The sequence below is a fragment of the Phyllobacterium brassicacearum genome (assembly GCF_003010955.1).
GTDB lineage: Bacteria > Pseudomonadota > Alphaproteobacteria > Rhizobiales > Rhizobiaceae > Phyllobacterium > Phyllobacterium brassicacearum.
In genome coordinates this window covers 75801-88557 of the sequence record NZ_PGGO01000017.1, presented here as the reverse complement: position 1 = coordinate 88557, position 12757 = coordinate 75801, and the positions used below count along the sequence as shown (strand labels likewise).

General features: G+C 58.4%; 12 protein-coding genes. 3 read left to right on the top strand and 9 right to left on the bottom strand.

What is annotated here, in order from left to right; all coding sequences use genetic code 11:
• Positions 1 to 26: 26 nt before the first annotated feature.
• The 4 genes from CU102_RS20470 to ampC all read right to left on the bottom strand — a co-directional run bounded on the left by CU102_RS20470 (position 27) and on the right by ampC (position 4614).
• A complete protein-coding gene (locus CU102_RS20470; RefSeq protein WP_166648524.1) occupies positions 27 to 1298 on the bottom strand; it encodes an ABC transporter substrate-binding protein in 1272 nt (423 codons plus the stop codon).
• Between the two features lie 47 nt (positions 1299 to 1345).
• Positions 1346 to 2533: a PLP-dependent transferase gene (locus CU102_RS20465; RefSeq protein WP_106712949.1), complete on the bottom strand. Its 1188-nt coding sequence runs from the start codon at positions 2531 to 2533 to the stop codon at positions 1346 to 1348.
• Between the two features lie 2 nt (positions 2534 to 2535).
• Positions 2536 to 3273, bottom strand: a complete 738-nt coding sequence (locus tag CU102_RS20460; protein WP_425351578.1) for a FadR/GntR family transcriptional regulator — start codon at positions 3271 to 3273, stop codon at positions 2536 to 2538.
• Positions 3274 to 3438: 165 nt separating this feature from the next.
• A complete protein-coding gene (gene ampC / locus CU102_RS20455; RefSeq protein WP_106712948.1) occupies positions 3439 to 4614 on the bottom strand; it encodes a class C beta-lactamase in 1176 nt (391 codons plus the stop codon).
• 219 nt (positions 4615 to 4833) lie between these two features.
• Between ampC and CU102_RS20450 the strand changes: the two genes are divergently transcribed.
• Complete coding sequence (locus CU102_RS20450; RefSeq protein ID WP_106712947.1) at positions 4834 to 5718, top strand: LysR family transcriptional regulator; 885 nt, start codon at positions 4834 to 4836, stop codon at positions 5716 to 5718.
• A 69-nt stretch (positions 5719 to 5787) separates the two neighbouring features.
• On the opposite strand, the gene CU102_RS20445 is transcribed toward CU102_RS20450, so the two are convergent.
• The 5 genes from CU102_RS20445 to CU102_RS20425 form a co-directional block, all read right to left on the bottom strand.
• A complete protein-coding gene (locus CU102_RS20445; RefSeq protein ID WP_106712946.1) occupies positions 5788 to 7257 on the bottom strand; it encodes a M81 family metallopeptidase in 1470 nt (489 codons plus the stop codon).
• Positions 7258 to 7279: 22 nt separating this feature from the next.
• A complete protein-coding gene (locus tag CU102_RS20440) occupies positions 7280 to 7648 on the bottom strand; it encodes a RidA family protein (protein ID WP_208113871.1) in 369 nt (122 codons plus the stop codon).
• A 17-nt stretch (positions 7649 to 7665) separates the two neighbouring features.
• A complete protein-coding gene (locus CU102_RS20435) occupies positions 7666 to 8490 on the bottom strand; it encodes a carbohydrate ABC transporter permease (RefSeq protein ID WP_106712944.1) in 825 nt (274 codons plus the stop codon).
• Entirely contained in the window at positions 8487 to 9356 is an 870-nt protein-coding gene (locus CU102_RS20430) for a carbohydrate ABC transporter permease (protein ID WP_106712943.1), read from the bottom strand. Before CU102_RS20430 ends, CU102_RS20435 begins: the two co-directional genes overlap by 4 nt.
• Before the next feature lie 72 nt (positions 9357 to 9428).
• The gene (locus CU102_RS20425; protein WP_106712942.1) at positions 9429 to 10658 is read right to left on the bottom strand and encodes an ABC transporter substrate-binding protein; all 1230 of its coding nucleotides are present in this window, start codon (positions 10656 to 10658) and stop codon (positions 9429 to 9431) included.
• Positions 10659 to 10896: 238 nt separating this feature from the next.
• On the opposite strand from CU102_RS20425, the gene CU102_RS20420 reads away from it, so the two are divergent.
• Both CU102_RS20420 and CU102_RS20415 read left to right on the top strand, forming a co-directional pair.
• The gene (locus tag CU102_RS20420; RefSeq protein ID WP_106712941.1) at positions 10897 to 11688 is read left to right on the top strand and encodes an SDR family oxidoreductase; all 792 of its coding nucleotides are present in this window, start codon (positions 10897 to 10899) and stop codon (positions 11686 to 11688) included.
• A gap of 1 nt (position 11689) precedes the next feature.
• The gene (locus CU102_RS20415) at positions 11690 to 12757 is read left to right on the top strand and encodes an ABC transporter ATP-binding protein (protein WP_106712940.1); all 1068 of its coding nucleotides are present in this window, start codon (positions 11690 to 11692) and stop codon (positions 12755 to 12757) included.

The window sequence follows — 12757 nt, the reverse complement described above, 5'->3', positions numbered from 1 at the left end:
GCACCGGAGCATCGTTTCAGGTCACGTTACTTCTTGTTTTTGGCCATCCAGGCCTGCTGTTGTTCGGTCAGGAACGCAGCCCATTCGTCGGCGACCGCCTTGGGCGTCTTCTGGCCAAGCAGGACTTCCTGGAAGTTCTTGACCGAAACCGAGTCATAGAAATTGCCAAGGTTTTCCAGGTGTGTTGGCGGCGTAACGAACTCGAATGTCTTCGGGTCATTCATTTCCTCGAACCATCCCTTGAAGCTGTCAGCACCAAAATATGGATCCTTGTCAGCGCCATTGTGGATAGGGATAACACCGACATTCTTGGCAAATTCGAGATTGTCTTCCGGTGACAACAATGTGCCCATCAGCTTCCAGGCGTCATCCTTGACCTTGGAATTGGCGAACATCGCCCAGCCGGCATAGCCCAGCGTCGGGTAGGACTTGCCGTTCGGTCCGGTCGGCAGGGGCGCGACGCCGAAATCCTCGGGCTTCATCTTCTCGGCAATGCCGATCAGCGCATCCGGATCCTGGTCAAGCATGGCGCAGGTGCCGGAATAGAAGCCGGTGACCACCTCGTTGAAGCCCCAGCTGACGCTGTCCTTCGGCGCGTAGCCGTTCTTGTAGATATCGGCCAGCATCTGAAGACCGTTGATAGCTCCCGGCTCATTCAGGGTCGCCGTGCCGTCCTCGTTGAAATAGCCGCCCTTGCCATTGGCGATGTTCATGAACATCTGGACGCCGTTGAAACCGCCGGGCCCGCCACGCAGGCAGTAGCCATACTTGCCCTGGATGGCCGAGATCTTCTTGTTCGCCTCCATGAACTCGTCAAGTGTCTTCGGCGCTTCCTTGATGCCTGCCTGCTCGAACAGCTTCTTGTTCCAGAACATGGCGCGGACATAATAGCCGTAGGGAATCATGTACTGCTTGTTGTCGACCACGGAGCCGAACTGCTTGGCCCGGTCGCCGAGTGTCCCGGCATCCTTCCACTTGGCCATATACGGCCCGAGATCCTCGAGCTGGCCGTTGGTGGCGTAAAGGCCCATCCAGCGTTCCGGCATCTCGACGATGTCGGGCGTGTCGCCAGCCTGCACCATGGTCAGGAATTTCTCGAATGCCTGCCCCCAGGGCAGCGAGACAAGCTCGACCTTCGTGCCTGGATTTGCCTGCTCGAAGCTGGCGATCTGCTTCTTCAGAAGTTCGGTGCGCGGCGGGCTGGAGATGACCTCCACCATCTTGATCGTCGTGTCGGCCAAGGCTGCCGATACGGTCATGGACAGGGCGGCAATCGCGCCCGCCAGAAATGTTCCCATTCGTTTTTGCATTATTATCGTGCTCCCATTTTGGATAGTTCCGAAGTTCAGCGTTTTGCTGTTGCCAGTGCATTAATGAGGTCCGCCCAAAGCTCCTCTACACTTTCGAGACCTACGTGAAGGCGGATGGTTCGCGGGCTGACACCGAAGCGCCCGATCGAATTTGCGTCCGGCGTCTGCTGCAGCGAGGCAAGGGCCGGGACAACGAGGCTTTCGTGACCGCCCCAGCTGACACCGATGCGGAACAGCTTGAGCGCGTCGACGAAGGCCGGAACATCGATATCCTCGGTGACTTCGAAGGAGAACAGGCCGGAATAGCCCGTCAGCGTCGCCTTGCCGGGATGGTTGGAATAGGCCGGATGCATGATGCGCTCGACGCTTTCATGTGCTTTCAGCCGGTCGGCGATGGTAAGCCCGCTTTTCATGTGATGCGGCAGGCGCAAGGTTAGCGTGCGTAATCCGCGCAGCAGCAGCCAGGCCTCGAACGGCGAGAGTTTTGCGCCAAGGTAGGAATAGGTCCGGCCGTTGATCTGCTCGATCATCTCCTTCGAGCCGGCGACGACACCGGCGACCGTATCACTGTGACCGCCGAGATACTTCGACGCTGAGTGCATGACCAGGTCGATGCCGTGGCTGATCGGCTTCTGGAACAACGGTGTCGCCCAGGAATTGTCGATTGTGGTGACGATCCCATGCTGCTTCGCCAGCCTGGCATAGTGGGCTATGTCCTGCAGCTCGAACATCATCGAGCTCGGGCTTTCGAGATAGAGCAGCTTTGCGCCCGGCAATGCAGCAGCCACCGCATCGGGATCGGAGCCGTCGACATAGTCGACCTTGATGCCGAGACGCGGCAACAGCCGCTCGAACAGCCGGTAGGCGTCGCCATAGCAATTGCGCACCGCGACGATGCGCTCCCCTGCCCCGACAAAGGCCAGCACCATAGCGCTAATGGCACCCATGCCGCTGGAGAAGGCGCGTGCAGCCTCCGCTCCCTCAAGCGCGGCGATCTTGGCCTCGAACTCCATCACGGTCGGATTGTCGCCGCGCGAATACATCGGCTGGCGCTTGCGCCCGGCAAAGGCGTCGGCCATCTCCGCATAATTCGCGAACGTAAAGAGTGATGTCTGGTAGATCGGCGGAACGACCGAACCGCCGGGAAACGGCTCGTCATGGGCAAGCAGCGTTGCGGCTTGCGCCATCATGTCCTGATCGTGGAAATAGGGATTGTCACTCATTCTCAGCTCTTCTTGTTCTGCTTTTTCAGGTTTGCAGCACCGCGCCTGAGGTCATCCTCGACGGTGGCAATCAATTTCAATGCTTCGGCACGCGCAGCAACCGGATCGCGCGCGGCAATGGCGTTGAACAGCGTGCGGTGATAGGGGAAGCTCGCATGGCCGAAGTCGCGCACCCCGAGTGGATGCTCCCAGAACCGGTGGAACATTTCATACATGGCGGCGATGATCTGCTCGAACAGCGGATTGCCCGAAGTACGGAATACTGCAAGGTGGAAATCCCAGTCCTCGTCAGCGGACATGCCATGGCGGGCGTGGAAGGCCTCCTCCATCTGGATGAGCTTCTGCTCGATGAACGCAATATCTTCGTCACTTGCCCGCTCGGCGCTGAGGACCGCCGCTTCGGCCTCGAGACCGCGGCGTATCTCCAGCGTGTGCATCAGGCTGTTGAAATCATTGCCGGAGGGCAGCGTCAGCGGCACATGCAGCATATTTCGCGTCACCGCCGACTTCAGGTAGGTGCCGCTGCCCTGCCGTCGCTCGACAAGCCCGAGCTCCTGCCACCGCGTCAACGCTTCACGCACCGTCGTTCGACTCACTTTCAGATGTTCCGCGAGCACGCGTTCGGTCGGCAGGCGATCGCCTGGCCGCAGTCCCTCGCCCGTTACGAAGTCTACCAGCGCAAGCAGGACTGCGTCGTCGCGCGATGGTGTGTGTACCGGAGCCAGGATCGGACTGATCACGAGGTGCTTCACTTAAATTGGTTGGACCATTGTGCCAATTCAACATGAATGCAAGGGAGTGTCAACGCCCGTCCGTCATTTTGCCGAGGTCAAAAAAGCCGAAACCCGCCACGTATGGCGGGTATCCATCAGGCCGTAGCGGAAGGCGACGCGGCGTTCCACGCGTCACTCCAGACTGCGGTCCAGCGCAGTCATTATCCGGTATGCCGCCTTCACCCGGTCTGCATTGGGGTAGTTCTTGTTCGCCAGCATCACGATGCCGATACCCTTGGCGGGCACAAACGCGGCATAGGCGCCGAAGCCGTTGGTCGAACCGGTCTTGTTGATCAACACATCCTCCTGCGGCGGAATGGGTGAGGCAAGTTTCTCCACCTTGTTGGCCTTGAGGGCCATGTCAGAAGAATTACCTGCCAGCAACCGCTCGAGATCCGTTGGATAGTCATAGATCTCCCAGCCCAGGCCCTGGGTCATGTCGCCGACCCTGAAATAGCCGGTGTGCGTTGCAGCGATGGCGCGCTGCAGGGTTTCATCCAGCCCCGCACCGCTAATGTTTGCCTCGACAAACTTGATCAGGTCTGCAGCACTTGTCTTCACACCGTAAGCTTCTGCATCGAAGACGCCCGGCGTCACCCGGACTGGCTTACCGACTTTCGAATAACCATAGGCGTAATTGCTCATCTGGTTCTGAGGAACATGGATGTAGGTGTTGGAGAGGCCAAGCATCGGCAAGAGCTTCTTTTCCATCAGATCATCAAATGGCTGGCCCATGCTCTCGGCAGCCAGATAGCCAAACAAGCCGATGCTCGGGTTCGAGTACTGTCGATGGGTGCCGGCAACGGATGATGGGCGCCAGTTGCGATAGTAGGCGATCATTTCCTTCTGGTCGGTCACATCGTCCGGAAATTGCAGCGGCAGACCGCCGGCTGAATAGGTGCCGAGGTCGAGAAGGCTGATCCTGTCGAAACTGCTTCCGGCAAGAGCCGGCAGATATGTGCTCGCATTGTCGGAGAGAGACAGGGCTCCAATCACCTGCGCGTAGGAAGCGAGGGTCGCGGTGAAGGTCTTGCTGATCGAACCGATCTCGAAGATCGTATCCTTGCTGACCTTTTGCCGGCTGTCCTTCGAGGCGACCCCATAATTGACGAAGTAGCGCTTGCCCCGGACCGTCACGGCCACCGCCATTCCCGGAATGTTGTTCTCCTCCATGACAGGGTGGATCGCGTCATTGACAATGTGCTCGATTTCACCCGGGCCTCCATTGTCGGCAGCATAGACGTTGGCGCCGCACACAAGAGAAACGGCAGCGATAATCCCAAGCTTTGGAGCAGAAATTTTTCTCATGGCAGCTACATACTCCTGATGTACATGGTGTCGGCGGTCTTCGACACGTGTTTGCGGCACTGAAATTGAACAGTATCCCCGTCGACGTGCGTGAAACCGGCTCGGATGTGCCTTACACGACCGTTGGCCGGAACGGGCATCGCGGGATATACGCAATCTGTACAGGCCGGACAAACGACGATATTTTGCGTGAGCCATTAGAAAAATTTGGGTAAATCCATGGTCCGTCCTCATCTGCCCCTGAATGCACTTCGTGCGTTCGAAGCATCGGCACGACATTTGAGTTTCACCAACGCCGCGATCGAGTTGCGTGTCACGCAGGCAGCGGTCAGCCATCAGGTGAAGAGCCTCGAGAGCCAATTGAACGTTACCCTTTTCAATCGGCTGCCGCGCGGTCTGATGCTGACGCGCGAAGGTGAAACGCTGTTGCCGGCCTTGCGTGAAGCCTTTGACCGAATCGCCGGAACGCTGGAGCACTTCCAAGGCGGGCACTATCGCGAGGTTCTACGGGTCGGTGCGGTCGGGACGCTTGCGGTTGGCTGGCTGCTGCCCCGCTTGCGCAACTTTCAAGCCCAACATCCGTTCATTGACCTGCGTCTTTCGACAAACAACAACCGCGTGGATATCGCCGCCGAGGGCCTCGACTATGCAATACGTTTCGGTACCGGGGCATGGCATGGGGTTGACGCGTTACGGCTTCTTGAAGCGCCGCTGTCTCCCTTGTGCATTCCGGAGATCGCAGAGCAGCTGAAAGCTCCGGCCGATCTGATCAAGCACACCCTGCTGCGTTCCTACCGGGCGGATGAGTGGCCGCAATGGTTTACGGCAGCGGGCGTCTCGGCAAGGATGCTTCTGCCCAAGGACATCGTTTTCGATTCCTCCCTTGCCATGATGGAAGCCGCATTGCAGGGCACCGGCGTTGCCCTGGCGCCGCCACTGATGTTTTCCCGTCATCTTCGCGCCGAGATCATCCGGCAACCCTTCGACACCACCGTGACGATGGGCAGCTATTGGCTGACGCGACTGCAATCACGTTCCGAGATACCGGCCATGACGGCTTTTCGAGACTGGCTCGTCGAGGCGGCGAACCACGATGGTATGTAACTTCAAATGTTCTGCACAGTCGACCTCGCCGGGCGTAGCAGGGGGATACCACACCCGGTTCTTTGACAGTCAGAACGGCATATCGACACGCGGCCAGATTTCCCGCGACAGTTTGCGATAATCCGTCTTCTTCGGATTGGACGGGTACGGCGCGCCCGCATCGATATAGATGATGTCTGCAGCGACCGGTTCAAAGCCCGCATGGAAATGATTGGTCGATTTGACCAGCAGGATGTCCTTCGACTGGGGATCAATGCCGATATTAGAGAAAATATCCGGCTCAAAGGTCTGCGTCCGGTTGGTGTTGAGGATCACGTCGATCGTTGTCCCTTCGAGCCGAACAACTACCGCAGGTCCCAGCGTCACCCGGCTCTTGCCGAAACTCTGCCACCCTTCCTCGACCGCTTTCATTACTTTGACACGCGCGTCGATCGGAGCGCCGCCGTCTGGCCCGGCTTTGCCGCCGAAGCGAAGCTGGATCAGCGCACCCTCCCCTGCTGCGAGACAGAAGGTCACTGCGATCGGATCCCAGATTGTCGCCACGGCAACATTGCCAATACCCCCTTCGATGATACGGCGCAGGATCAACGTACCGTCGCCAGCGACACCGCCGCCGGGATTGTCCCAGACGTCGGCAACGACAACCGGCTTTCCGGGTTTCGTTGCCACAAGCGCCACCGCCGCATCAAGCCCGGCTTCGGTGTCCAGCATCGGCATGGCCGTGGTACCGCGCATGGCGAAGAGTTCCATGCCCAGCTTTTTGGCAAGTCTTGCACCATTGTCCAGCTGGTTGTCGGTCACGACCATGATCTGCGTCCCAAGTTCCGGCACGTCTCCGGCCATGAAGCCATGAATAACCGAGATGGAGAGAACGCCGTCGCGCCCCTCGAGCGCCTTCAGGCGATCGACGAAGGAGCGCATCGGCTCGCGGCTCGTCGGATAAACGCCGATCATGCGGCAGTCGAAGGTGGAGATGACTGGCTGGATTTCGCCACGCAGCGCACGCAGGGCGAGATCGACCACATGCTCGCCGCGCTCGTAGAAATCCGTGTGCGGGAACTCGAGAAACGCAGCGAGGATGTTGGCATTTGCCACTCGCTTGCGGGTCAGATGACTGTGCGGATCGAGCTCGGAAGCAACCAGAATGTCGGGTCCGACAATGGCACGGATACGCTCGAGCAGGTCACCCTCGCAGTCGTCATAGCCCTGCGCCACCATGGCGCCATGGAGCCCAAGAATGACACCATCAACCGGCATCGCCGCCTTGAGCTGACTGAGGATTTCGTCGCGCAGACCCTCATAGGCCTGTCGCTGCAACAGGCCGCCTGGCTCTGCCCAGGTCGCTGTTCCCTCGATCAACTCGATGCCTTCCGCCTTCGCCCGGCGCCGCAACACCACCATTGGCGCAGAGCAGAGCGTCGGGGTCTCGGGGTGCTCGCCGGGGCCCGCATAGAAGGCCATTTCAAAGCTGGCGCGGTCTGTCGGCACCGGGGAGAACGTGTTGGTTTCAGTCGCGAGGGACGCGGTAAAAATGCGCATGGTATGCCTGTTTATCGGTCGTTCAGAGTGGCTTGTAGGCGGTGGCTTCGATCTCGATCTTGATGTCGATCATCAGCCGCGATTCTATCGTCGTGCGGGCGGGCGGATCCTTTTGGAAATAGGTAGCATACACCTTGTTGAAGGCAGCAAACTCGCGAGCATCTTCGAGGATGACGAAGGTCTTCACCACATCGGAAAGCTCGGCGCCGGCAAGGGCCAGAGCTGCCTTGACGTTGTCCATCACCTGTTTCGTCTGCGCTTCGATGCCGCCAATAATCACTGTGCCGTCGGAACCGACCGGCACCTGGCCGGAGACATAGATGAAATCCCCTGCCCGCACCGCCGGCGACAGTGGCACATGCGAGGTTCCGAAATGCTGCTTGGTCATGATCTGTATCCCTATGCTGTTTATTTGACGGCGCCAATGGAAAGCCCGCGTACGAGGTAACGCTGCAACCATGCAAAAAGAATGGCGACGGGCACGGAGGCGACGAAGGCCGCGGCCATGACATAGTGCCAGTCGACGGTGTAGCGCCCGGCCACGAGCGAAAAGACCCGTATCGGCAACGTGTACGTGCCCTCTGTACGCAGCATCGTCAAGGCAATGACGAACTCGTTCCACGCGTTGATGAATGTAAAGATCGCCGTGACGACCATCGCCGGCACCGCCAGGGGCAGGAACACGGCGATCAGCGTGCGCCAGCGGCTCGCTCCCTCCATCCACGCGGCTTCCTCGAGATCCCGCGGGATCGTCGAAAAATAGCTCTGCAGCATCCACACGCAGAAGGCGATGTTGAAGGCAGTGTAGATGACGACCAGTACGTTCAGGCTGTCGATCATGCCGGCGCCAGCAACCAGCCGGAACAGGCCGATGACGAGGACGATCGGCGACAGCATCTGCGAGACAAGCAAAAACTGCCGGAATGCATCACGCCCGGCGAACTGGTAGCGGCTGAGTGCATAGGCGGCCGGGATCGACACGAGGATGGTCAACGCCGTTGACAGTGCCGATACGTAAAGGGAATTGGCCAACGCCTCGGCAATCCCGGACGTCTGCCACATCTCGGGGAAATTCTCCCAGCGTAGTTCCGACGGCCACCAGTTCGGGTTGAGCACTTCCGTCGCGGATTTCAACGACGAAATGGTCATCACCGCATAGGGAAACAGGATCACCACTACGATTGGCGAAAGAAGCAGCCAGAACAGGATCGAACGCTTGAGTTTCCTGCTCATGCCTTCGCCTCACGCATCGCCAGCCGCACATAGATGATGGTGAAAACCAGAAGAATGGCGAACATGATCAACGAGACGGCAGCGGCTTCGCCGAGCCTGCCGATCCGGAAGCCGACCTTGTAGAGGTATGTGACCAGAATATCGGTCGAATTGGCCGGTCCGCCCTGCGTCGTCGCCCAGATGATCGGGAAGGAATTGAAAACGTAAATAGTGTTCAATACAAAGGCGATGTTAATGAAGGGCCGGAGCAGCGGCAATGTGATCAGCCGGAACTGGTCCCAGCTCCCCGCTCCCTCCGTCGCCGCCGCTTCGTAGAGATCGTCCGGAACGGAGGAAAGTCCGCCGAGGAAGATGGTGACCGTAAAAGGAACCGAGACAAGGATGCCGATGAGAATCTGCATCGGGAATGCAGTCGACGCCTCCGCCAGCCATTGGATATTGGTGTTGATGAGACCAAGACCGCGCAGTGCCGAATTGAGCATGCCGCTTTCGCCATTGAGAGCCCAACGCCAGACGATCGCAGTCATGGTCAGCGAGATCGCCCAGGGCAGCATGATGAGGATGCGGGCGAAGCCGCGCCCATAGAAGTCCTCGTTGAGGATCAGCGCAATCGGAACAGAAACGATTAGCGTCCCCAGGACCACCGCCGCGGTCCAGACCAGCGTCCGCCACGTAGCGGCAATGAAGTCGGGATCGGCAAACAGGACACGGAAGTGCTCGAGCCCTATGAAGTCGCGCAGCATGCCGAAGCGATTGACGTCGTGCAGGGACAGCGAGACAATCTCCTTAAGCGGCCAGAGAATAATGGCGGCCGCCAGGAGGAAACTCGGCAGGATAAGAATGTAGGGGGCTGTGGCCCTTTGCATCGGCTTCAACTTCCCTGGCTGATGGCAATTGGGTCGAAGGGGAGGATCGCCGAACAATCCTCCCGTGTTGACTTATTTCAGCGTCTCGTTGATCTTGGCGGCTGCCTCCTTCAACGTGGCCTCGGGTTCGCCCTCACCCAGATAGATTTTCTGGATGGCATTGGACGTCGTCTGGGCGATGTCTTCCCAGCCCGGAATGACCGGCGCGAAGCGGGCATTGGGCAAGAGGGACGTGAAGACCTTCAGATCGGCGTTGTCAGCAAAGTACGGGTCCCTGGACTCCTCCGCATTGACTGGCAGGAAGCCCTCGACCTTGTCGAACTTGGTGCGCTGCTCGGTGGTGAACAGAAAATCGAGGAATTTCCAGGCAGCCTCCTTGTTCTTGGAGTTCTCGAACAAAACGATCGAGTCCGTCACACCATAGGTGCCCTTGTCGCCGGTCGGGCCAGCCGGGATGGGTGCGACCCCATATTTGAGGTTTGGCGCCTCCGCCTTGATCTGGTTCGACAGGAACGGAGCGGTGATAACGGTCGCGACCTTGCCCTGCTTGAACAGGTTCTGTACGTCCTCACGCGAATAGGACGTGACGCCCGGCTGGGTTAGTCCGCCGTCAATGAAGCTCTTGTAGAGCTTTGCCGTGTCGATGGCCGCCTGTGAATCGAGGCCGGACTTGCCATCCTTGACGATCTCGCCGCCATTCGACCACATACCATAGTAGAAGTAGACGTCCGTCTCGATTTCCTTGCCCTGGAGCCCGAAACCGTAGGTCTCGCCGCCGAGCTGCTTGATCTTTTCCGCAGCGGTTTTGAAGTCAGCCCAGGTTGCTGGCGGCGTGTCGATCCCTGCCTTGGCGAAAATGTCCTTATTGTAATACATGGCGCGGGCAGACGCGGCGATCGGCAGGCCGTAGACCTTGCCGTTCATGACAGACGGGGACAGGAATGTATCGATGAAGCGGGCCTTGAAGTCAGGCGTGATGTGCTCGTCGAGCGGGGCGACGATGCTCTCCTTCACATAATCGAGCAGCCAGCGCGTGCCGATGATCGAAAGGTCGGCATTGGCACCGGCGGAGATGTCGGTGGTCAGCTTCTGCTGCAGGTTGTCCCACGGCACCACTTCGATCTGGATCTTCGTGTCGGGATTGGCCGCTTCGAAGGCCCTGGCAGCCTCTTCGAAGTAGGGACCCGTGCCCTTGCTGTACTCGGCGATGGTGACGCGAACCGTGCTCTCGGCAAAGGCACTTGTACTGAAGGCAATGAGACTTGCTCCAGCGAGAAGGCATAGTTTCTGCTTGATCGTCATTTTCAATCCCCTTGTTCCGGCTACTCGACAGGCAGCACTTTTTCCGCCGCGTCCCGAAATTGCTCCAACAATTTCCCCGGACGTGGCTTTCAATCAACACGGCCATCTTCAAATGTAATTTAATTTCATGCAAGTCAGTATTTGGTCAAAACCGAGGTTTTTGTGTTGCTTTTTTTCATGGACAGCCGTTAGCTGGCATCAAAGCAGCATCGACCGTACATGGGGAATGAGATTGGTTATGACCTTAACAAATCTGGACGAGCTCCTTGGCCTGAAAGATCGGCACGTGCTCATTACCGGTGCTGGCGGCGGGATTGGCCGGGCACTGATCGCTGCGTTCACTGCTGCCGGTGCGGTTGTGTCCGGAGCCGATCAGGACAGGCAATCCTTGGAGCAGGTTCCGCTCGCGCATCGGCTTGTGTTCGATCTGACGAACCGGAGACAGGTCCAGGAAGCCGTCATTGGTTTCATCACGGATCATGGCACTCCTGATGTTTTGATTAACAATGCTGGCTTTACCCGCGGTGAAACTCTGGATCAGGTCGATGGTGATGTCTGGGAACGGGAAGTCGCCATCAATCTCAATGGCGCGTTTCACATAACAGCCCCGATTGTCGATGCGATGTGCAAGCGCAATAGCGGGAACATCGTTTTCATCTCCTCGGTCAATGCCCTCAGTCATTTTGGCAATCCTGCCTACTCCGCCGCCAAGGCGGGATTGATCTCCTACGTGAAAGCGCTTGCGGTGGAACGCGGACGATACGGCATCCGGGCCAATGCGATTTGTCCTGGCTCAGTCCGGACACCGGCCTGGAACCACCGCCTGCAGAAACGACCTGAGCTGCTTGGACAAGTGTTGCCGCATTATCCGCTGGGGCGCATGGTGACGCCAGAAGAAGTGGCACAGGCAACGCTGTTCCTGGCATCATCGGCAGCGTCTGGCATTACCGGTACGGCGCTTGCGGTAGACGCCGGACTGACGGCCGGAAATCTACGCTTCATCAACGACGTTCTTGCAGGGGACAATTGAGATGGCCGGATTGCGGATCAAACAGCTCGTCAAATCCTATGGCGCGATGAACGTCTTGCATGGCGTAGACCTTGAGGTTCGAGATGGCGAGTTCCTGGTCCTGATCGGCCCGTCCGGTTGCGGCAAGTCCACGCTGTTGCGGATGATCGCGGGACTTGACGACATCTCGTCTGGCGAACTGTGGATCGGTGACCGGCTGTCGAACGGCCTTGCGCCGCAGCAGCGCAATATCTCCATGGTGTTCCAGAGCTACGCGTTGTTTCCCCACATGACCACGCGCAAGAACATCGGCTTCGGTCCCAAAATACGTCGTGAAGCTGCCGGAACGATTGATGCGAAGGTCAACAGGGCAGCAGAAACGCTCAATCTCCATGATTATCTCGATCGTCTGCCACGCCAACTCTCAGGTGGTCAGCGTCAGCGCGTCGCCATGGGCCGGACAATTGTAAGAGAACCGGACCTGTTTCTCTTCGACGAGCCTCTTTCCAATCTTGATGCCAAGCTGCGCGTCCAGATGCGGACTGAACTCAAGGCACTTCATCAGCAATTGAAGACGACGATGGTTTACGTGACGCATGACCAGATCGAAGCCATGACGATGGCGGATCGCATTGTCGTGATGAACGGCGGCCGCATCGAACAATCCGGCTCGCCGCTCGAACTCTATGACAGGCCCGTCAACAAATTCGTCGCTGGGTTTCTTGGATCACCAGCCATGAACTTCATACCGGGAACTCTGGAGCGCGGTGACGGTGCGCCACGAATGCGCACGCAGGAGGGCTTCACCATTCCTGTTGGAGACACGGCCGCAGCGTCGGGCCAGGAAATCGAGATCGGGATTCGCCCGGAACACTTCCGGCTTGCTGACGGAAAGGAAATTTTTCCCTATCGGGTTGCCGTCGTCGAACCCACTGGCTCCGAAACCCATCTGTTTGGCACAGTTGCCGGCATCGGTGTCCGTTGCGTGTTTCGCGACCGGATAGCGCCAGAACCCGGAAGACAGATGATGCTGACGATCGATCCAGCGAAAGTTCATGTTTTTGACCGCAGAACAGGGGTCCGGATCTGA

Excerpts from the sequence above, each read along its gene's own strand:
- CU102_RS20470 (WP_166648524.1), bottom strand. The coding sequence starts at position 1,298 with ATGGGAACATTTCTGGCGGGCGCGATTGCCGCCCTGTCCATGACCGTA.
- CU102_RS20445 (WP_106712946.1), bottom strand. The coding sequence starts at position 7,257 with ATGCGCATTTTTACCGCGTCCCTCGCGACTGAAACCAACACGTTCTCC.
- CU102_RS20450 (WP_106712947.1), top strand. The coding sequence starts at position 4,834 with ATGGTCCGTCCTCATCTGCCCCTGAATGCACTTCGTGCGTTCGAAGCA.
- CU102_RS20430 (WP_106712943.1), bottom strand. The coding sequence starts at position 9,356 with ATGCAAAGGGCCACAGCCCCCTACATTCTTATCCTGCCGAGTTTCCTC.
- CU102_RS20415 (WP_106712940.1), top strand. The coding sequence starts at position 11,690 with ATGGCCGGATTGCGGATCAAACAGCTCGTCAAATCCTATGGCGCGATG.
- CU102_RS20420 (WP_106712941.1), top strand. The coding sequence starts at position 10,897 with ATGACCTTAACAAATCTGGACGAGCTCCTTGGCCTGAAAGATCGGCAC.
- CU102_RS20425 (WP_106712942.1), bottom strand. The coding sequence starts at position 10,658 with ATGACGATCAAGCAGAAACTATGCCTTCTCGCTGGAGCAAGTCTCATT.
- CU102_RS20465 (WP_106712949.1), bottom strand. The coding sequence starts at position 2,533 with ATGAGTGACAATCCCTATTTCCACGATCAGGACATGATGGCGCAAGCC.
- CU102_RS20435 (WP_106712944.1), bottom strand. The coding sequence starts at position 8,490 with ATGAGCAGGAAACTCAAGCGTTCGATCCTGTTCTGGCTGCTTCTTTCG.
- ampC (WP_106712948.1), bottom strand. The coding sequence starts at position 4,614 with ATGAGAAAAATTTCTGCTCCAAAGCTTGGGATTATCGCTGCCGTTTCT.